Source organism: Polaribacter sp. Q13 (genome assembly GCF_016858305.2).
GTDB lineage: Bacteria > Bacteroidota > Bacteroidia > Flavobacteriales > Flavobacteriaceae > Polaribacter.
In genome coordinates this window covers 1,084,989-1,106,133 of record NZ_CP074436.1, presented here as the reverse complement: position 1 = coordinate 1,106,133, position 21,145 = coordinate 1,084,989, and the positions used below count along the sequence as shown (strand labels likewise).

Annotated in this window: 22 protein-coding genes; 4 read left to right on the top strand and 18 right to left on the bottom strand. The window is 31.9% G+C overall.

Annotated features, from left to right (window positions below; all coding sequences use genetic code 11):
- Positions 1-8: 8 nt before the first annotated feature.
- The 3 genes from JOP69_RS04565 to JOP69_RS04555 form a co-directional block, all read right to left on the bottom strand.
- Entirely contained in the window at positions 9-857 is an 849-nt protein-coding gene (locus JOP69_RS04565) for an IS3 family transposase (RefSeq protein ID WP_252191223.1), read from the bottom strand.
- Positions 803-1,261, bottom strand: a complete 459-nt coding sequence (locus JOP69_RS04560; RefSeq protein WP_025566198.1) for a helix-turn-helix domain-containing protein — start codon at positions 1,259-1,261, stop codon at positions 803-805. Before JOP69_RS04560 ends, JOP69_RS04565 begins: the two co-directional genes overlap by 55 nt.
- 206 nt (positions 1,262-1,467) lie before the next feature.
- A complete protein-coding gene (locus JOP69_RS04555) occupies positions 1,468-2,781 on the bottom strand; it encodes an ATP-binding protein (RefSeq protein ID WP_203392272.1) in 1,314 nt (437 codons plus the stop codon).
- Positions 2,782-3,525: 744 nt separating this feature from the next.
- Between JOP69_RS04555 and JOP69_RS04550 the strand changes: the two genes are divergently transcribed.
- Entirely contained in the window at positions 3,526-3,957 is a 432-nt protein-coding gene (locus tag JOP69_RS04550; RefSeq protein ID WP_203392273.1) for a peptidylprolyl isomerase, read from the top strand.
- 141 nt (positions 3,958-4,098) lie between these two features.
- Here JOP69_RS04550 and JOP69_RS04545 read toward each other — a convergent pair whose 3' ends face one another.
- From JOP69_RS04545 to JOP69_RS04485, 13 genes are all read right to left on the bottom strand, one after another.
- Positions 4,099-5,601, bottom strand: coding sequence for an aldehyde dehydrogenase family protein (locus JOP69_RS04545; protein ID WP_203392274.1), 1,503 nt, complete (start codon positions 5,599-5,601; stop codon positions 4,099-4,101).
- Between the two features lie 207 nt (positions 5,602-5,808).
- The gene (locus JOP69_RS04540; RefSeq protein ID WP_203392275.1) at positions 5,809-6,648 is read right to left on the bottom strand and encodes an AraC family transcriptional regulator; all 840 of its coding nucleotides are present in this window, start codon (positions 6,646-6,648) and stop codon (positions 5,809-5,811) included.
- 131 nt (positions 6,649-6,779) lie between these two features.
- Positions 6,780-8,063: a DUF3570 domain-containing protein gene (locus tag JOP69_RS04535; RefSeq protein WP_203392523.1), complete on the bottom strand. Its 1,284-nt coding sequence runs from the start codon at positions 8,061-8,063 to the stop codon at positions 6,780-6,782.
- Positions 8,064-8,175: 112 nt separating this feature from the next.
- Positions 8,176-8,388 (bottom strand): DUF4266 domain-containing protein, encoded by a 213-nt coding sequence (locus JOP69_RS04530; RefSeq protein WP_203392276.1) that lies wholly within the window; start codon positions 8,386-8,388, stop codon positions 8,176-8,178.
- On the bottom strand, positions 8,385-9,365 hold the full coding sequence (locus JOP69_RS04525; RefSeq protein WP_252191189.1) for an FAD:protein FMN transferase: 981 nt from the start codon (positions 9,363-9,365) through the stop codon (positions 8,385-8,387). Before JOP69_RS04525 ends, JOP69_RS04530 begins: the two co-directional genes overlap by 4 nt.
- Position 9,366: 1 nt before the next feature.
- Positions 9,367-9,807, bottom strand: a complete 441-nt coding sequence (locus tag JOP69_RS04520; protein WP_203392278.1) for a thioredoxin family protein — start codon at positions 9,805-9,807, stop codon at positions 9,367-9,369.
- A gap of 223 nt (positions 9,808-10,030) precedes the next feature.
- Positions 10,031-10,840, bottom strand: coding sequence for a DUF6503 family protein (locus JOP69_RS04515; protein ID WP_203392279.1), 810 nt, complete (start codon positions 10,838-10,840; stop codon positions 10,031-10,033).
- Positions 10,841-10,922: 82 nt separating this feature from the next.
- Entirely contained in the window at positions 10,923-11,588 is a 666-nt protein-coding gene (locus tag JOP69_RS04510) for a peroxiredoxin-like family protein (protein ID WP_203392280.1), read from the bottom strand.
- A gap of 30 nt (positions 11,589-11,618) precedes the next feature.
- A complete protein-coding gene (locus JOP69_RS04505; protein WP_203392281.1) occupies positions 11,619-12,275 on the bottom strand; it encodes a DsbA family oxidoreductase in 657 nt (218 codons plus the stop codon).
- A gap of 4 nt (positions 12,276-12,279) precedes the next feature.
- Entirely contained in the window at positions 12,280-12,975 is a 696-nt protein-coding gene (locus JOP69_RS04500) for a haloacid dehalogenase type II (RefSeq protein ID WP_203392282.1), read from the bottom strand.
- 2 nt (positions 12,976-12,977) lie between these two features.
- A complete protein-coding gene (locus JOP69_RS04495; protein ID WP_203392283.1) occupies positions 12,978-13,292 on the bottom strand; it encodes an EthD family reductase in 315 nt (104 codons plus the stop codon).
- Between the two features lie 93 nt (positions 13,293-13,385).
- Positions 13,386-13,943, bottom strand: coding sequence for a carboxymuconolactone decarboxylase family protein (locus JOP69_RS04490; RefSeq protein ID WP_203392284.1), 558 nt, complete (start codon positions 13,941-13,943; stop codon positions 13,386-13,388).
- A 72-nt stretch (positions 13,944-14,015) separates the two neighbouring features.
- The gene (locus tag JOP69_RS04485; RefSeq protein WP_203392285.1) at positions 14,016-14,579 is read right to left on the bottom strand and encodes a TetR/AcrR family transcriptional regulator; all 564 of its coding nucleotides are present in this window, start codon (positions 14,577-14,579) and stop codon (positions 14,016-14,018) included.
- 247 nt (positions 14,580-14,826) lie between these two features.
- Here JOP69_RS04485 and JOP69_RS04480 point away from each other — a divergent pair, with 247 nt between their 5' ends.
- The 3 genes from JOP69_RS04480 to JOP69_RS04470 all read left to right on the top strand — a co-directional run bounded on the left by JOP69_RS04480 (position 14,827) and on the right by JOP69_RS04470 (position 19,568).
- Positions 14,827-16,293, top strand: a complete 1,467-nt coding sequence (locus JOP69_RS04480; protein ID WP_203392286.1) for a carbohydrate porin — start codon at positions 14,827-14,829, stop codon at positions 16,291-16,293.
- A gap of 49 nt (positions 16,294-16,342) precedes the next feature.
- Positions 16,343-18,364: a glycoside hydrolase family 97 protein gene (locus JOP69_RS04475; RefSeq protein ID WP_203392287.1), complete on the top strand. Its 2,022-nt coding sequence runs from the start codon at positions 16,343-16,345 to the stop codon at positions 18,362-18,364.
- A 133-nt stretch (positions 18,365-18,497) separates the two neighbouring features.
- The gene (locus JOP69_RS04470; protein ID WP_203392288.1) at positions 18,498-19,568 is read left to right on the top strand and encodes a LacI family DNA-binding transcriptional regulator; all 1,071 of its coding nucleotides are present in this window, start codon (positions 18,498-18,500) and stop codon (positions 19,566-19,568) included.
- Between the two features lie 143 nt (positions 19,569-19,711).
- Here JOP69_RS04470 and JOP69_RS04465 read toward each other — a convergent pair whose 3' ends face one another.
- Complete coding sequence (locus JOP69_RS04465; RefSeq protein ID WP_203392289.1) at positions 19,712-19,972, bottom strand: heavy-metal-associated domain-containing protein; 261 nt, start codon at positions 19,970-19,972, stop codon at positions 19,712-19,714.
- A gap of 141 nt (positions 19,973-20,113) precedes the next feature.
- The gene (gene ttcA, locus JOP69_RS04460) at positions 20,114-20,911 is read right to left on the bottom strand and encodes a tRNA 2-thiocytidine(32) synthetase TtcA (protein WP_203392290.1); all 798 of its coding nucleotides are present in this window, start codon (positions 20,909-20,911) and stop codon (positions 20,114-20,116) included.
- Positions 20,912-21,145: the final 234 nt, after the last annotated feature.

Below are 21,145 nucleotides of genomic sequence, written 5' to 3'. Positions count from 1 at the left end.
ATTTGTTTTTAAATTGTTAGTTCAGTCAAATTTACATTATTTCTTCGATATGATTTGTATTTGATGTTTGGATTTAAATGTACTTCAGCTGGTTTTCTTAAATCTAGGCTATAATGCGTTCTTAAATTGTTGTATATATACACTGCTTGTTTTGTTACTTCTTGAGCAATGGCAGTGTTTTTAATGTAATTTCTAAGTCCGTATTCATATTTTAAAGTTCTATTAATTCGCTCTGCAATTGCGTTTTCATAAGGATCATATTGTTCTGTCATGCTCATCATTATGCCATTTTCTTCTGCAAAGGCTGTGTATTTCGGGTTACAGTATTGAAAACCTCTGTCAGAATGATGTATTAATTTTTTATCAGGATATTTTCTATTTTTTATAGCCATTTCCAGCGCTTCTGTACAAAGTGATGTCTTCATATGCTTATCGAGATTATACCCCATAATTTGCTTAGAATATGCATCTGTAACGATTGCTAGGTAATTGTGTCCATTGTCCGTTTTAATGTATGTTATATCGCTTACCCATAGTTGTTCTGGTCGAGTAGGAACTTGGTCTTTAATTAGGTTTTTATATTTTCTAAATTGATGATTAGAATTTGTTGTTGTTACATAGTTTTTAAGCTTAGGAACAAGTAAATTATGAAGCCTTAATACATCGTACAACTTGTCTCTACCGATTTTAATACCTTGTTTTATAAAGTCTTGTTTAAGTTCATCATATAACTTAATTCCGCCAGTTCTCATGCCAACTAGTTTTCGATATTCCTGTATCATTTCGATGACTTTTTCATCGTTTAGTCGTTTGTTTTCTTGGGTTTTGAGTCTTTTGTAGAAAGCTTGTTTACTAATCCCAAAACACTCATAGAACCATTTTCTTTTAAACGGTTTTTCTTTTTTAGTTCTATCTCTTTCGCTAATGTTTTGGGCAACGACTTTTTTGACAAATCGACTCCAGTAATGATTTCCATGTCAGCAATGATATCTTGTTGAAATTCCTTTACAAACTCCAATTCTTCAATACGTTCCTTTAGTTTTTTAATCTCATCTAATTTACTCATACCAGTATTTTGTTGGACTAAAGTACTATATTTTTTGATCCAATACCCAATTGTAGTTCTAGGAACATCATATTTTTTGGAAGCAAAGTTTGTGGAAATCTGTCCATTCTGAATTTGGTCAACGACGAATAATTTGAGTTCTAAAGTTGCTTTTTCGTACGTTTTTTTTCGCCAGGGTTGTTTTTGAGTTTTCATAAGCGACTATAATTAAATGTTTAATTTTTAGTCAACCTATTTCAGGAAAGTACATGAGTGGAATTGTACACAACGTTGTTGTATAAGCTTTGTTGCGTTGTTTAAGCAGTGAATTTAGTAAATAAAACACGAACGGCGAAATTCCGGAGGAATTTCCCAAGTGAGCCAAAACTAGCAATAAAGTTTATACGGTGTTGGGCTTAGTTTTATAAATTCTCAATATAAAATTCATAATCTTCATTAATGTCATTTTCAATAATATTCAAAAGTCTTTCTATTACTTTGAAGTCTTTTCTTTTTGGTTCAACATCTAATTCATCTTTCTCATCTTTAAAAGTTAGAAAGGCAAAGTTTTTTAGAAATAAGTTATTAAACCTATACTTATTAGAATTAACATCATAAGTAAAAAACTCTCCTCTTTTTAAAGTACATAATTCATTAATAATTTTTTCGGATTTAACTGAATTTTCTCTTATTAATTTAGAGATTGTTAAATCATCGAAGCTGAAAAAATCTTTCTTTAAGTTTAAAGCTTGTTTAATTATTTCTTTAGGCAAATTTAAAGTTGAACCATTTGAAGTTTTTACTGCTTTATCAAATGTTGAAGTTAATGTATCTGTCTTTTCTTCTAAATACTTTTCTAAGGCTAAATCTAAATGAGTAGTATCAAAGAAAATTTTCTTATTTGATGTTTGATAAACTAATTCATTAAAGCAAATGTTAAGGCATATTTGATGACAAATTGTAGGTGAACCACAAGAATATTTAATTATTTTTTCTTTTGTATCTTTTGAAAAATGAATATTTAAAAGTTTTTCACCTTTATTTATTATTTTCTCAATTTCATCATTATCCATAATCGGAACCTTTATCTCACTTACTCTTCCAGATAGTTCATTATCATATTCTACAACTTGTCTTGCTGTTGAAACTGCACCAATTGCGATTATTTTTAACTCATCATAATTTATGGACATATCCATAAAAACTTTCATTAATTGAGCGATTTTTGTTTTATTTTCTCCTATTATTTTATGAAAATCTTCTAAAACCCAACAAGAATTAGATTCTCCAAAAAAATGACCTAATCTTTGTGGTGTTAATTGAGGTGGTAATACTGATATGTTGTTCTTTGTTTTAGATTTATTTATTTCGAATAAAGAAATTGAAGATTTTAACTCGTTATATTGGAGAGTAATTTTAGGATTTATTTTTAAACCTTTTGAAGAAGAAGATTCCTCATAAAAATTATCTAATTGATCAAAGCCGTCTAAAATTACATTTTCAAATGTCATTCCTTTCATACATCGAGTTATGATATAGTTTTCATAAGTTTGATTCAATTTATTAAGAACTAAAGTAGTTTTTCCACAACCTGAATGACCAAAAACCACAATTTGTTTTCCAGGTGTATTTAGTGCGTCAACGAGTTGGTTGTTTATTTTCCTATCTCTTTCAACGAAAATTAATGTTGAAGGTTTGGATGGTGTAAATACTTGATTAGTTTTTCTTATTTTCATTTTTTTAATTAAGCCCAACTTGTTTATATCCTTACCTTAACTCCTCATATCCTAATTTTTCAGGGTAATATGAGTAGTTATTTCGTTTTTCAGTTTGAAATTCTTTCATAGCAAATGAGGGAAGAATTGTTCATGATAAAAGTACAATTTATATGAGGTGTATAGAGATTAACTTATTAACAGTAATTTGTTAATTATCAACCTAAAAAACACCTCAGTTTTATCATCCGATTTTAAGAGAAATCACATAACAGTGAAAACATAGAATGGTTCATCCTTATGTGATTTCTCCCTTTGGTCAAAATGACAAGCAGTGCGAGAAGTATTGCGTAAAATGTAAAATAAACTCACCAACTTTATCATCCGACGTAAGGAGAAAACCCATCACCGAGATAACATATACCTAAGTAACTTTATAAGGTTTCTCCCTTTAATCAAAAAGAAAAGCTTCTTTAAAGCACAAACTTGTCATAAAAATTGCTAAATTTCTAACAAAGACTGACAAAGTTGCGGTTTCAATAATACACGTTCATTTCAAATATTAAAAAGGTAGAAACCTTGTTGTGGGTTACTATAAGAGAGATAGCGCTTTATTTCTTGTTTTTAAATGTGGTTAATTAAAAAAAATGACATTAAAATTCCTGATTTTGGCTTGGTTATGGCAACGAAGCGTTTGTAAGTTTAAATTAAAATGGTTTTTGTGTAAGAATTATACAACGGCTATTTTTTCAAATTAATTATAGTATGAGTCAAGTAAAAGCGAATAACAAAGTAAAAGTACATTATACAGGTAAATTAGCAGACGGACAAATTTTTGACACGTCTGAAGGGAAAGAGCCAGTTGAATTTGTTTTAGGAGAAGGAAGATTAATTCCTGGTTTTGAACAAGGTTTAATTGACATGAAAGTGAATGAAAAGAAAACCATTACTATTGCTAAAGAAGAAGCGTATGGTGAAGTAAATGAACAATTAATTCAAGAAGTTGCTAAAGCGAATCTTCCACAAGATATGGAGCCAAAAGTTGGTATGGGATTGGTTTCTAAGTCTCCAGAAGGACAAGAAATGAACTTAATGATTGTTGAAGTAAAAGATGATAGCGTTGTGATTGATGGTAACCATCCTTTAGCAGGTAGAGATCTTGTTTTTGACCTTGAAGTAGTAGAAATTACAGCATAAAGTAATTTTTTTTAAATATATTAAAACAGCCTTTGTTTATTTAACAAAGGCTGTTTTTGTTTGTAAAATAATAATTTTTTAAAATTAAAAAACCCCAGACGAATCTGAGGTTTTATTAAATAATTGAATGTGGTTTCTTACTTAAAAGAAGCCCATTGGTTTCTTGTCATAAGAGATTAACATGTTTTTTACAACACGGTAATGATCTAAAGCCATTTTGTGGTTTTCACGTCCGAAACCAGATTCTTTAACACCACCAAAAGGTGCGTGAGCAGGGTAAGTATTGTATTGGTTTACCCAAACTCTACCTGCTTGTATAGCACGTGGTACTTGATATAATTCGTGCGCATCTCTAGACCAAACACCGGCACCTAATCCGTAAGGAGTGTCGTTCGCAATAGCAATCGCTTCTTCTGTAGTTTTAAAGGTTGTTAAGGCTACAACAGGTCCAAAAATTTCTTCTTGAAACACTCTCATTTTATTATCACCTTTTAAAACCGTTGGTTGTACGTAGTAACCTTCGGCCAATTCACCTTCATAGTTACCAGCTTCACCACCTGCTAAAACAGCAGCACCCTCTTCAATACCAATTTTAATATAATTTAGTATTTTTTCGTATTGCGCTTTAGATACCTGAGAACCAATCATGGTTTCTGGATCTAATGGGTTTCCTGGTTTTACTAGTTTTAAGCGCTCTTGCATTTTTTCTACAAAACGATCTGCAATATCTTCGTGTACTAAAATACGAGACGGAGATGTACAAATTTCACCTTGGTTTAAAGCGAACATTAATGCACCTTCTATAGCTTTGCTAAAAAACTCATCGTCTTGAGCTGCTACAGATGGAAAGAAAATGTTAGGAGATTTACCACCTAATTCCATAGTTACAGGAATAATATTTTCTGCTGCATTATGCAATACTGTACGACCTGTTGCTGTAGAACCTGTAAAAGATAATTTTGCAATACGTTTAGAGGTTGCTAAAGCTGCACCTGCTTCATTACCAAAACCAGTTACAATGTTTAAAACACCTGCTGGTAAAATATCACCAATTAATTCCATTAACATAATAACACTTGTTGGTGTTTGTTCTGCTGGTTTAACTACTGCTGTACAACCTGCTGCTAAAGCCGGCGCAATTTTCCAAGCTAACATTAACATTGGGAAGTTCCAAGGGATAATTTCCCCAACAACACCAATAGCTTCATGTAAAACGATACTTACCGTGTCTTTATCGTGTTCAGAGATACTTCCTTCATCAGCACGAATAACACCTGCAAAATAACGGAAATGATCTATACAGTAAGGAATATCTGCTGCAAGAGATTCACGAATTGGTTTCCCGTTATCAATGGTTTCTAAAGTTGCTAAATACTCTAAGTTATCTTCCATAACCTGAGCCATCTTTAATAACGCATTACTACGTTCTGTAGCAGATGTGTTACTCCATGTAGGGAAAGCTTCGTGTGCTGCATCTAAAGCAAGATTAATATCTTCTTCTGTAGAGCGTGCTGCTTGTGTAAATACTTTTCCGTCTACTGGAGATCTGTTTTCGAAATATTGACCTTTAACGGGTGCTACAAATTTACCGCCAATAAAGTTCCCGTACTTTTCTTTAAATACAGGTTTTGTTACATTTGCCATAATTATATATTTTTATTTATGTTTAATAATTTCTTACAAAATCTCTTGTTTGTAAGCATGGTGCAAATGTATGTTGGTATCTAAAGGTTTTATTTATTGATTTGGTTCAATAGCTTATGAAAAAGGTTCAATGTTGTGTTTTGGGTGAAGTAAATAAGTTGAAATTTAATTAATTAACTTAAAGTCAATAACTTATGTTTATTTTAATTAATTTGAAACATCTGTTGGACTTATTCCGAACTTGTTTTTAAAAGCTATACTAAAGTTAGACAGGTTGTTATAGCCAATATCTAGGTAAATATCAGATGGAGTTAAGGTACCTTCTTGTAAGAGTGTTTTTGCTTTTTGAAGACGTTTGTCTTGAAACCATTTTCCAGGAGGTTCGTTATAAGCGGCTGTAAAATGACGTTTAAAAGTTGATAAACTCATGTTGCACAAAAAAGCAATTTCTTCTATTTTTAAATTAGAATTTACATTGCTTTCTATGGTCTTTTTAAATGGAGATATTTCTTTAGAGATTAAAGAATGTAAATAATACTCGAATTTAGTATCATATTTGTCTAATAAATACAGCATTATTTCATCAAACTTTAGAGAGAGTAGGGCATTGCTATAGCTGTTTTTGGCAAATGTTTTAGAAGATAAAGAGCTGATAAAAGAAGCTAAGTAATCGTCGTTTTCTATCACAAAATAAGCAGATTCTTCTTTATATGGCTTTACATTGTTGGTGTATTTGCTTAAAAAATCGGTCAATTTTTTTTCAGAAAAAAAGAAAAGTTTGCAGTAATAAATAGCTTCTGTGTCTAGTAATTCTGTCCAAAGCCAATTTCCTTTTTTTAATAACAAAGACTGTTCTTTATTTACAGCAATAGCAGTATCTGCAAAATGCACTTGCTTTTTACCAACTTGTAAAAAACTAAACATATTCATCCCTAAATTAACCTTGCTTTTAACAACGTCACTGGTCATTTTAAAATCGTACACAAATAAATCTAAACTCTCTTTAGTGTTATCTATGTATATTTCTGGGATGTTTTCAATTGCCATTCAGTCTTTGTTTTTGCGGGTGAAAGATTGTAAAATTAGTATTTTTAAACAAAAAAAGGGGCATAGAAAAATACTTTTGATTGTTTTCTAATCAAAATGAACCTTTAGTTTTCTAAATAAATGGATGATATTTAATCCATTACAAACTTAAATCCTGCGGTAATTATACTAGAGCTAAACGAAGTATCTCTATCATACTGATAAAACTTTAAATCGATACTTTTTAAACCAAAATTACGAATGTGTGCTTTTGCAAAAATATCGGTGTAAGAAACCCCAAAACCAAATTGATTGGCAGTAAATTTAGAGAGATCATAATCAGATGTATAATATTCATCCGTAGAAAGTGCCGTTTGGTACGGTTTAAAATAATCTGCAGCCGTTTGGTTGTAATAGCGGTATGACGGATATAAGGTAAATTTATCTGTAATTTTTACAGGTATTTCTATACTTGCTGTGTTAGAAGAAATTCCCCAATCATCAGAATAATAACGGTAAAAAGTTCTAAGCGTAACAATTTCATTTAAATACCAATTTAAACGACCACCAACAGCTACTTTAAATCTAGTATCTGGCAAACGTTCTATATCATCTGCAAGCTGAAAATTCTCTACAAAAGAATCTGCTACATCACTAAAATAAACTCTTTGAAAGGGAGTGGATAGCAAACCATCCTGTTTTACAAAATCTAAAGCCAAAGAACCTTGTACATTTTTATGCAGTATTTGAGAAAATCCAAAACCTACGGAATACGAGTTTCTAGCGGTGCCATCTAAAGGAACAAAAGTAGGCGTGTAATTTGTATTACCAGTTATTGTATAATTGTTGATGTTAAAATCATTTTTATCTCCGTTAGCTTCTCTCAATTCTATAGGATAGAGCAACTCCCAAGAATCGATATATACATTACCATGCACACTTACTTCTGTGTTTTTCTGATTGAAAAGTTTGGTATAGCTACCGCCAAGACCAAAAGAAAAATAATCATATTCTGAAGAAATGGCTAGTTTGGTAGACCAAATATCATTTCTATCGTCTGAACTATGTGTATAGCTACCAGTTATGTTTGCCCAAAGATCACTTTTAGAAGCACCAGAAGAAGCCTGAAAAGGATCTGCGTTATCACCATCAAAAGGGTTAATATTACTAGATGATGCAGATGTGTATGCAGAGATACCGGCATCAATAGTTAGTATATCGTCATCGTTTAAAGGCATAGAAACCACAAAAGTTCCGGTTACATCGGTTAACGATTCCGAGCCAATACCACCACTTACGGCAGCGTTATCACCATCTTGAGAGTAGTAACTTGTTAAGAAATCTACTTCGGTAGTTTCTAGCACGCGTTTTTTATAGACTTTGGGTGCGTCTTGTTTAGTTTGTGAATTCACTTTTACAAAAGCAAATAAACACATAAATAGGATTATATTTTTCAATTTATTTGAGAATAATTTATTATTAAAATCCGCTTTTAAGCGGGATAATTTAAATGTTGATTTTAGCTTTGTTTTCTAAAAAAGGGTTTCCTTAATTACAACCACAGCCTCCACCAGTTTTACCTCCATTTGCACCAACGGCAGCTTCTCTGTATGCTTGTGCTGTGGCAACATTACGGTCTGCTTTTTTTTCAGAAAGCACCATATCTGGGTCGTTTATATTTACTTTCTCGTATTCTTTAAGCACCACACAACTACTAAAACTAATTGTTATCAATGCAGCGATTATACACTTTTTAATCATAATTTATCTATTTCTATATTCTTTGATGTTGTAATATTTCCTTTATCATCTATGATGATGCATTCTATTTTTGGTAATTGATTAATTCTATCTAAACCTACTTGTTTCCCCATTACAAATACAGAGGTTGCTAGTGCGTCTGCTAATTCTGCTTTGGGTGCAAAAACGGTAACACTTATAATTCCGGTAGAAGGATATCCTGTTCTTGGATCTATAATATGTGTGTATCTTTTGCCATTAAAGTTAACGTATTTTTCGTAATTTCCAGAAGTAACCACAGCACCATTATTAAGCGGGAATAAAGCAAATACTTTATTCTTATTCATTGGGTTTGTTATGGCTACTTTCCATTCTTTTCCGTCAGGTTGTTTTCCCCAAGTATTCATATCGCCAGAGGCGTTGATAATTCCAGAAATTGCACCTTTAGAAATAAGGAGTGCTTTTGCTTTATCTGCTGCATATCCTTTACCAATGGCACCAAAACCAATTTTCATTCCTTTCAGTTTTAAATAAACAGTACTATGTACTTTATCTAAAACAATGTTTTGAAACCCTACTTTTACAACCGATGTTTTTATTGTTTCTTCTGCAGGCATTTTTTTCATACTGCCGTCGAATTTCCATATTTTATCCATGGATGCATAGCTAATATCAAAAGCACCATCGGTAAGTTTTGAAATTCGGATAGCTCTTTCTATCAAATTAAAAAGTTCTGGGGCAACTTTTACAGGTTTAATACCTGCATTTTTATTGATGGAAAAAGTTTGTGAATGCGCATCCCAAGAAGAAATAAGTTTTTCAATTCTTGTAATTTCGGCAACCGCCAAATCAATGTATGCATCTCCCTGAATTTTATTGTTGGCAACAACCGTAATATCAAAACGACTTCCCATTAATTTGAGTACTCGTTTATAGGGTGTTTGTGCTGCACAAACAATAGATATTAGCAATAAAAAGGAGGTAAGTACTTTTTTCACTTTATTTTGTAAACATATTAAGTTCTTTAATGTAATTTTCTGGTGTAATTTTCTTGTAACCTGTTTCACCAAGAACCTTACCATTTGCATTGAGTACTACTACGTAAGGAAAAATACCTCTCTTGTTATACATTTCAGCCAATTTGGCATTTGCGGCAGTCTGAGCATCTGACAATGCATTTTTCTTTCGCTTCGGAAAATCTGCTTGCAGCATTACATAGTTGTCTTTTGCATATTGTTTAAAAGTAGGAGTACTCCAAATTTGGCGATCTAATTTAATACAAGGTGCACACCAATCTGAACCTTGAAAAACCAATATGATAGGTTTACTTTCTGTTGATGCAATTTGTTTTGCTTCCTTAAAATTAGTATGCCATTCTTGTGCATTTATAGTGCTTACAGTGGTAAGTATTAATACTACTATTGCTATTATTTTTTTCATGAAGTTATTTCCTTTTATTCTTTAGTGTATGAACATAAATGATGCCAAAACCTTAAAACGAATAGACGCTTTTTATGTTGTACAAAAGTGGACTTTATTTGTTTAATTTTTAAGGAATATTCTTTTTTATTTGAATCGTTTTAAATGAAAGAACCCTTCAGGTTTCTGAAAACCTGAAGGATCTATATAAAATGGTTTAAATTAATTACTACAAGTATTTTAATTATTTTTTAAACATCGCTTTTTGTAAGCCGTTATTAAATTTAATATTGGTCCAGTTTACAAGAATCCAAGGAGCATCTGTAACTTCTGCATCCCAATTAGAGGCTTTGTATTTACGTTGTGTAGGGATTAAGATTCCGTCTATATTTTCATACTTCATTTGCATTAAAAGAGGATCTGTTTTTCCAAAATCCATTACCGTAAAAAGAAACTGATCTATCAATTTAGTTTCCTTATTAATGTACACTTGGTAAATATCTTGCGGTTTATTTGGGTTTGCCTCAAAAGTTATTTTCACAACATCATACGCAGTTCCTTCAATTGTTTGCTCTTTTATATATTGATATTGTACACTAGGATCTAATAATTTTTGAATCATACAGAACCAATAAAAATTTGTAGGTCTGTTAAAAGCAACTTTTTTTAAGGCTGCCGAATCTGTTATGATTTCGCCATTATTTTTTAACCAATATTCGTTTCCGTCATAGCCTTGTTCTACTTTACCTTCTAAGTCTGTTAACGTTCTTTCGTGCTTTGTATAGGCACCGTAAGAAAACTCTCCGTCAAAAATATATTTTTCTGTAGAGATGTCTGTTTTTCCATCTGGCGTTTGGTAAGAGTAGGAGTAGACCACATCTTTTTTAGCGGCAAGCATTTGATAATTTCCCGTTTTTTGAACCGTGTTGTAAACCAATTCATGGCCTTTGTTTTTAAAGGTAATTGGAGTTTCTTTTTCTGAATTTGTTTTTTTATTTCCACAAGAAAAGAAGAAGAAACTAAAAGCGATGAAGAGGAGTTTGGTAGTTTGCATATTTGTTTAAATTGGTTAATTTGTAATTGAACTGTTGTTGTTGCTTAGAAAATTAGAAGAATCAGTTATTTGGGTTCTATTGTTATTTCAGCTTGTTTAAAGCAGCTAAAATAGCGGATGGTTCTGCTCTTTCTCTATAATCTGCATCTAAAAAAGCGTACTGAATAATTCCGTTAGTATCTATAACGTACGTAGCAGCTAAAGGCAATTCGTTGCTGGTCTCTCCGTTTACTTTACTTAAACCAAAACCTGCTTCATAAATTTCGGCAACTTCATCAGTTAGTTTAAAAACAACACCATATTCTTTTCCGATAGTATTGCCAACATCACTTAAAACATTGAACTCTAAATTGTTTTTTTCGGATGTATTTAAAGAATTATCTGGTAATTCAGGAGTTAAAGCCATAAGTGTTGCACCTGCTTGTTGAAATTCTGGTAATTTTTCTTGTAAATAATGCAATGTAATGTTGCAATACGGACACCAGCCACCTCTGTACCATGTTAAAACTACAGGTCCGTTTTTTAATTCATCGTATAAAGTTACTGATTTGTTTAAAGCATTTTTTAGTGTAAAATTAGGGGCTTTATCATCCACATTTAAAGCACTTTCAAGTATACCAGAATCTGCTACACTTGCAATTCCGTCTGCATAAATTTTATTCTTTTCCTTGGTGAATTTTGCTGCACCTTCGTTACGTTTTGCAGTTAATAATGCGTCTAATGTTCCTTTATTGTTTGTTGCTTCCATTTTTTTATTTTTAAGTAATTATTGGCAGTTTTAAACGGTTTGTTCCTCTTTCATTAATTCTGAAAGTACTTGTTTAAAAGTATCTACAGGTTGTGCACCAGTTACCGCACTTTTTCTATTAAAGACAATAGTTGGTACAGAATTGACACCCAAATTTTTCCAATAATTTTGTTTGAATCTTACTTCGTTTTGTGCATCTTCATTGTCTAATTTAGCAAGTCCTTCTTCTGCATTTAAACCAACTTCTAATAAGGCTTGTTTTAAGATGTCTCTTTTAGAAACGTCTTTACGTTCGCTAAAAAAAGAAGCTGTTAAGCGCATTTTTAATTCAGTTTGTTTGCCGAAATTTTTCGCATATTCTAATAAAACGTGTGCATCAAAGGTATTCACCATGCGCATGTCATCAAAATAATCGAATTTAAAACCAAGTTCTTCTCCAGCTTCCGTCATCATTTGTTTCGATTGATTTTGTTGCTCGGTTGTAGAACCATATTTTTCTGTAATATGTTCGTTTACATTCTGACCTTCAGCTGGCATATTAGGGTTCAACTCAAAAGGTTGCCATTCTATGTCTACTTTATCTTGAAGATCCAATTCTATAATTGCTTTTTCTAAACGTTTGTATCCGATGGTACACCACGGACAAACAACATCAGAAACGATGTCTATTTTTAATTTTTGTGTCATAATTTTATATATAAGTTATAAGTAGGTCAGTTACTTTTTTTAAGTCGGTTTCTACAATTTCTGGTTTGGGCGCTAACGGAAATAATTGTTGACCAGGTCTTGCTACAAAAGCAGCTCTTAAACCGGCACTCATTGCTCCGTATACATCCCAACCATGTGCTGCAATTAACATGCATTCTTCTGGATGTACACCCATTTTTGATGCTCCCCAAAGGTAAGTCTCCGTAAAAGGTTTAAACTTACCAGTTTCTTCAACACTTAACATTTCATCAAAATAATCAGTTAACCCTGCATTTTCAAATTGATTTTTTAAACCTTTGATAGATGAATTTGTAAACGCAACTAATTTGTAACCCGCTTTTTTTAATAGCAATAATGCTTCTTTTACTTCTGGGTGAGGAGGTAAGTTTTGCATAGCAGTTACAGTTACTTTGCGCGCATTTTCTTCGGATAATTTAATGCCATTATTAGCAGCCACCATTTGCAAAGCTGCAGCACCAATATGTCCAAAAGGTTTATAATCTCCGCTTGCGGATGTTACTAAAGAATAGTGCAACATCGTCGTAAACCATAAAGGCAGTAATTCTTCTTTTCCGCCCAGAGCATCACCAACCTGTTTTTTCATTTTGGTAAGATCTAATAGAGTTTCGTTTACATCAAAAAAAAGTACTTTCGGTTTTATGTTACGGTTGTTTTTCATCTTTAAAAAGTTATCAATTCACTAATTTGAAGTTTTCCTTGTACATTGCTGTAATTTTTTATGTCGGCAGCAAATTCAGCAGCATGCGGACCAAACGATTCTTTAAAAGAAGCAACATCATCAAACAATAAATGTGCAATTGCTACATAAGGAGCAGGTTCTCCTGGAATTCTACTTCCAATTCCTAAATCTAATTCCAACCCTTTTAACGCACTACCAACTGCTTTAGAAATCATAGGTAAATGACTTGTTTTATAGTATTCTACATCAAACTTTACATCTTTAGAGTTTGGGTACATTACAGATACTTTTATCATGTTTTTTATTTTAAATATAGTTTTTAATACTGAATAAACCTTCCGAATGAAGCGGAAGGTTTAAATTATTTTCAATTTATATTCTTAAGAATATTATACTTTTTCTTTACTCCAAGAAAAAGCTTTAAAAGCTGCATCTACCGGTGTATTAGCAATGTGGTTTGTATAGTTACTAATTACTTTCTGAGACAAACCTAAAATAATTTCTAAAACTTGTTTCTCACCATAACCAGCAGCATAAAAAGCATCCAATTCTTCTTGAGAAACATGTCCTCTATTACGCGTAATTATTAAAGTTAACGTACGTAAAGCTTCTAATTTAGGGTTTGCTAAAGGAGTTTCATTACGTAAAGCTTCTGTTATAGCATCATCTACTTTCATCATTTTTGCAATACCTGTATGTGCAGGAACACAGTAATGACATTCATGTTCTACGTTGATGGTTTGCCATACTACCGTTAATTCTTCTGCATTAAAAGAAGTATCTGTAAATAATTGGTGTAACGTTTGGTAAGCTTCAAAGATTTGTGGAGATTCAGCTAATACACCATGTAATCCAGGAATCATACCATAGGCTTTTTTAGATGTTTCTAATAATGCTTTGCTTGCTTCTGGTGCAGTTTCAATGTTGTGAATTTTTAATGTGGTCATAATTTCTATTTTAATTTATTATTTATGTTAATTTTAACTAAACTATCGTTTAGTTTTAGGGTGAAAAAATGTTTATATGTTTTTAAAGGTCATTTCTATGTAATCTTCAATTTCTTTTTTACTATTTACTCTTGCTGCTGCTGCTAAACCATGTTTGGCTAAAAGGAGAAAATTGGCTTGTTTTTCTATGGTTTCTATATCCTTTGATTCGTCTAACTTAAGTTTCTCTATGATTAACGCTTTTAAGTTATTCATAAAAGAATTCATTTCTTCTTTAATTAATGCATCTTCAGATTCTGAAAACTCATTATAGGTATTTGTTACCAAACAACCTTTTATATCGTCGCCTTTAAAATTGGAACTTACAGAATCGTAGAAAAATTGTTTAATGTCTTCAACTCCGTTGGAAGCATTTTTAAATTTATCTAAAACAGCATTTACTTTTCCTTTGTAGCATTTTAAGCTTTTTAGAAAAAGACCATGTTTGTTACCAAAACTAGAGTAGATTGAGAATTTGTTGATGCCCATTTCTTTTTCTAGCATTTGCATAGAAGTAGCCTCGTACCCTTTTTTCCAAAAAAGATTCATTGCTTTTTCAACGACTACATCTTCATTATATTCTTTTTTTCTTGCCATGATATCCTAACTACGATGCAAATCTAAACAATCGGTTAGTAATGAAAAAATATTTTGATGTTTTCTTTTGAATTTTAAGATAATATTAAGAAAAACAGTATGGTTTAGTGGGGTTAATAGAGATGTGAGACTGGTTGTAGGTTGTGTTACGAAAACATTTTTTATAATATTTTCGTAAATAATTTATTCTATACGCTGAAAATCATGCAATTATACGTATGTTTGCGTAAACAATTAACTAGCAGTTATGAAATATTTATATTTAAATTACTTAAAAAAAAGGTTATCTCCTTTGTTTAGTGAGGTTTTGTGGTGTGTTGGTCAATCTAGCGCATCCCTTTTCCGAGTAGGAGAAAGAACTTTATTGTCTGTTTTTGTATTATTTATGTTTGCGATAACATTTAATATGAAAGCACAAACAATTTTTGAAAAAGGAAATCATAAGTTTAAAACTTCTGGTTATTTAAGGACAGGTGTTGGGCGAAGTGAAGGTGGAGAAACGCAGGCACATTTTCAGATGCCAGGTGCTCAAAATAAATATAGTTTGGGAAATCAGGCCGATACTTATGGAGAGTTAGAGTTTGACTATTCGTATTATTTTGATGAAGAGAAATCGAAATCTTTAGATGTTATTTGGATGAGTTCTATTTATGAAGACTTTGGAACGGATACTCAAATGAGTTTTAATAAAGCGGAACAATTATATGTGCGTGCAAATAATTTTTTGGGAAACGGAGAAGTTATTTGGGCAGGTAAACGATTTTATGATCGTAGAGCAGAACATATGTTAGATAGACAGTGGGTAAACCCAGGACAAAGAGGTTGGGGATTTGGTATGGAAAAACTAATTCAGAAAGGAACTGATGAAGATATTAAATTCGGTATTTGGGCTTTTCAAGAGAAAGGTAAAGATGTTTCTTTTATAAATGATGAAGAAGATCACTTAAGAGCGTATACGGCAGATGTGCGTTATGTGCATTTACCAATTAGTGAAACGCTTAAAATGAATGTCTCTTTAAATTATAGTTATCGGGCAGAAAATGAAATCATGGAATATGATGCTAAACACGGTTTTGCGGTTATTTCCTGGTTAGATTATGAAAAGAAATATATTACCAATACAACGGCACTTATATTTAGACAAGGGGCTTCAATACCAATACACCACTGGTCTGGAATGTCTGAAAAAGAAAATCCAGGAAATGATAACATCGTTTTAAATGATATTGCAAGTTCTTACTTTTTAGAAATCAACAATAACTTTTTATATGATGATAAAGAAACTTTTGCTGTAAATGGTATTCTGTCTGCTGTAATGAGAGATTACGGAACAAAGCCTTATGAATACAATAGTGCTAATCCTACTAATAAAGCCTATTTGCAAGGGAGGGATAAAAAACTGTATTGGTTAACAGCGGGAGCAAGAGGAATGTATTATATGAGCGATCATTTTAAATTACACTTAGAATTGACGCATGAGTATATTAAAAATGAACAATTAAATGTTTCTGGTAATCTTGATAAAATAACGTTTACGCCAGAGCTTTCGTTAGAAAAAGGTTTTTACGCGCGCCCAGTATTGCGTCCGTTTGTTACCTACGCTTTTTGGAGCGATGATTTAAAAGGACTGATTGGTAATACGCCTAATGGCGCTCCTTTTGGTAATAATACTTCCGGATTTACTTATGGATTACAATTTGAAATCTGGTGGTAAATCAATTTAAAAAATAAAATAAACAACAATTAACTTAAAATTTATAATCATGAAAAATACATTTTCAATAATGGCAGCAGCATTATTAATTCTTTTTGGCGCGTCTGTTATGTCTGCAGCAGATAAAAAAATAATCGTAAAATCTCCTGATGGAAAAACACAGGCGCAGGTAACGGTAGGTAAATCTATCTATTACACTATTTCACAAGACGGAGTGCAGGTATTAGAGCCTTCTCAACTTTCTATGACCTTGTCTGATGGAACTATCTGGGGACTTGGTTCTAAAATAAAGAACATTAAAACAGCGAAAGTAAATGACGTAATCAATGCTCATTTTTACAAATCTAAAACGGTAAAAGATGAATACAATACTGTAACTATAACGTTTAATGATCATTGGAGTTTAGAGTTTAGAGCTTATAATGATGGTGTTGCGTATCGTTTTGCTTCAACAAAAAAAGGAAGTTATGAAGTGGTGAGTGAGCAGGCACAATATAAGTTTGCGCACGATGTAGAAACTACAGTACCGTATGTGTATTCTCCGGGAACTATGGAACATCAACTTTTTCAATCTTTTGAAAATCAATACACACGTTCTAAAATTTCTGATTTAGATAAAAATAGGTTAATGTTTTTGCCTTTAAGTATCGAATCTAAAAATCAAAAACGTATTACCATTACAGAAAGTGATTTAAGAAATTATCCAGGAATGTACTTAACCACAAGTATTGGTAAAAATACAATGAATGCTTTTTTTGCGCCTTTAAGAGATGATGTAGAAGAACACGCAGGGTATAATAATCTTCAGGTAATTGTAAAAAGTAGACATCCTTTTATTGCGAAAGTAAATGCACCACGTAGTTTTCCTTGGAGAGCGGCAATTGTAACAAGAAATGATGTGGAATTGGCAAATACAACGATGTCTTACAAATTAGCTGCTAAAAATGTAATTGGTGATACAAGTTGGATTAAACCAGGAAAAGTTGCTTGGGATTGGTGGAATAACTGGAATTTAGAAGGTGTAGATTTTAAAGCGGGTATAGATAATAGAACGTATAAATATTATATCGATTTTGCTTCAAAAAATGGCATTGAATATGTAATTTTAGATGAAGGTTGGTCGGTTAATAAAGTATACGATTTAATGCAGGTTGTTCCTGAAATTGATATCAAAGAACTAGTTGAATATGGAAAAGAACGTAATGTAGATATTATTCTTTGGGCTGGTTATTATGCTTTTGACAAAGATATGGAAGAGGTTTGTAAGCATTATAGTGAAATGGGCGTAAAAGGTTTTAAGGTCGATTTTATGAATGGTGATGATCAGGAATTGGTGTATTTTAACGAGCGTTCTGCGCAAATGTGTGCAAAATATAAATTGATTGTAGATCTTCATGGAACTTATAAACCAGCAGGTTTACAACGTACCTATCCAAATATTTTAAATTTTGAAGGAGTGCATGGTTTAGAGCAAATGAAATGGCAACCAAAAGAATGTGATCAGGTTACCTATGATGTTACGTTTCCGTTTATCAGAATGATTTCTGGACCTGTAGATTATACGCAAGGTGCTATGAATAATGCGGTAAAGGCTTTAAATACTATTACCAATGAAGTAGAAACTCAATATGCTCCTAACTTCTCAAAACCAATGAGTCAAGGTACACGTACGCATCAATTTGCAGAGTATGTAATATTCTTTTCTCCTTTAAACATGCTTTGTGATACCCCAACGAATTATGAGAAAAATCCTGTTAGTACAGAATTTATTGCTTCTATTCCAACTACGTGGGATGAAACTATTACTGTTGATGGAAAAATAGGAGAGTACATTATTACGGCTCGTAGAAAAGGAAATGACTGGTATATTGGTGGTTTAAATAACTGGGACGCTCGTGAAATAACAATCAATATAAAAGAAATTACAGGGAAATCTGGAAGTGCTACTGTGCTTAAAGATGGACCGAATGCAGATATGAATGGAATTGATTTTGTAAAAAAAACAGAGAATATAAAAGATACGTTTACAGTGCGTATGGCTCCAGGAGGAGGTTTTGTAGTGAAAATATAATAAGTTATTTTTTTTTTAGTCCCCCGATAGTTTAAAATCTATACTTGTTGTAATTCTATGCAGGTATAGATTTTTCTATGAATAAGACATTGTAATTTTAAACAATTATATTTGTTGTAATTAAGGTTTGTTTATGAATAAAAAGGTGACATTTAAGGAAGTTGCAGAATTAGCAGGGGTTTCTACTCAAACAGTCTCTAGAGTTACTAACGGAGGAAAAGGAGTGAATTTAGATACCTTAAAAAAAGTTCAGGAAGCAATTGATCAATTAGGGTATGTACCAAATAAAGGAGCGCAACTATTGGTGCGTAAAAAAGCAAAAATTTTTGGGATCATAACACTAGAAATGACCATGGAAGGTGCTTCTAGTATTGTAAACGGAATTCGATTAGAAAGTGAAAAGGCAGGCTATGCGGTATCTATTGCTGTTTCAAATTCTGAAGAGAAAAACTTAGAAAAAGCCATACGAGAGTTAAAGTCTCAACAAGTAGACGTTGTATTTGTAAATTTACCCGTGCAAAAAGATTTGGCGGAAATCTTAGTAGCGAAACATGAGCATTTACCTTTTTTGTTTATTGATGTTTCTCCTGAAGCAAACGTGAGTCAGGTTGCTGCAGATCATTACAAAGGCGCTGCGTTAATTGCAGAGTTAATGTTGAAACAAGGAAGAAAAAGATTTGCGCTTTTAAATGGACCCGCTCATTCGCACGCTGCAAATTTAAGAAAACAAGCATGGTTAGATGTTTTACAAGCCTCTGAGGTAGAAATTGTAACTGTAGAAACAGGAGATTGGAGTGCTAAAAGTGGGTATGATGAAGCCACAAAAGTACTCTTGCAGCCTCAAGAAATAGATACTTTATTAGTAGGGAATGATCAAATGGCATTGGGTGCTTTAAGGGCTTGTGCAGAGCAAAAATATGCCGTACCAGAGCAAATAGCAGTAACGGGTTTTGATGATACTATAAATAGTGCGTATTACAATCCGCCGTTAACAACCGTTCATCAAAATTTTTTAGAAATAGGGAAACAAGCTGTAAAGCAAATTTTGATACAGTTAAAAAATGAAAGTAATATTTCTAAAATGGTAATTCCAGTTCAGTTAATAGAAAGACAAAGTACGATGTCTGTAAAAGAAAATTTAAATTCTGTAAAAGAAATTAAAGATTTACTTCAAAAAATACAAACACTTTTACCGAATAGTTAGTTTTTTATCAATATGTATATTGTCTATGCTCTAGTGATTATAGATTCTTAGTAGGGTGAGGTGTATAAAAAAATCTATCACAGGTTTAGTTCTTTTTTTACGTAATTTTAATGACATCAATTTAGTTGCTGTAAAAACTGTTATTAAAGCTTAAAAAGGGCTCTCTCTATTGCATGAAAACCTAAATGTAACACAACAGCTTCAATTTCTTTAATAGCTAATAATTTTGTTGTATGCACAGTAAACTCTTTTGGAAATTTTTGTGCATCAATAAGTACATCTTTAATTCCGTCTACAAGCAATAAATCATTTTTTATTCTTTGTAAATCGTAATTATCTACTACGTTTGTTTCGAATACTTTTCCGTGATTTCCAGGAATCACATTGTTTGATAGAAGGCTCATATCTCGTGATTTTAGTTCATAATAAATTGCCGTGTTCTTTAATTGAGGTTAAAGAAATAGCACTAAGCTAAGTTACTAATTTTAAGGTAAAAATCAAAGAAAATAAGTCTATATTTTTAGAAAAAAAGAGTTGTTTGAAGCTTAATCGGTTAAAGAATTTTTGGGTATTTTAGATTCCAAATTTTCAAAATCATATAAGTTTTTATCTAGAAGGTGAGAAGGAAATACGTTTTGCAAGGCATTCATCATAATAGCATTTCTATTTGGGAATTCAGTTTCCCAATCGGCTATCATTTGTTTTACATTTTGGCGTTGTAAATTCTCTTGAGATCCACATAAGTTACAAGGAATAATAGGGAAGTCCATAAAGTTCGCATATTCTTCTATGTCACTTTCTTTACAAAAAGCCAATGGTCTTAAAACAACAATGTCACCAGCGTCATTTTTAAATTTAGGAGGCATGGTTTCCATTTTTCCTGCAAAAAAGAAGTTTAAGAAAAAGGTTTCTATAATATCATTTCTATGATGTCCTAAAGCCAATTTATTACAACCTAAGTCTTTGGCAGCTTCATATAAAGTTCCTCTTCGCAAACGAGAACATAAACTACAAGTTGTTTTACCTTCGGGCGTTTTATCCATTACAATTTTATAGGTGTTTTTTTCTATAATTTTATAATCAACCTTTAGATTACTTAAATAAGTAGGTAATACTTCCTCTGGAAAACCAGGTTGTTTCTGGTCTAAATTAACCGCTACAATATCAAAAGAAATAGGCGCTACTTTCTGAAAATACAATAACATATTCAGCATGGCATAACTATCTTTTCCGCCAGAAAGACAAACCATAATTTTATCTCCTTCAGCAATCATCGTAAATTGTTGAATAGCTTCTGCAACTGCACGCTGTAGTTTTTTTGTAACCTGTTTAATGTTTTCCATGGCTGCAAAAATAGGTATTTGTATGTAAAAGTTAAAAAGGAATTATAAATTAAAAGGAATATAAATTTTAAACAAATATTTAAAAATTGATAAATATTTTATTTTCATGATTTTTTTATCAGATTATTTGTGTAATTAGAAATAAAATTTTGATATTTGCATAGAAATAAACAAGACATGACTTTTATTCAAAACCATCATCATCATTTTTACAATTGCAGTCAAGCGATTTAA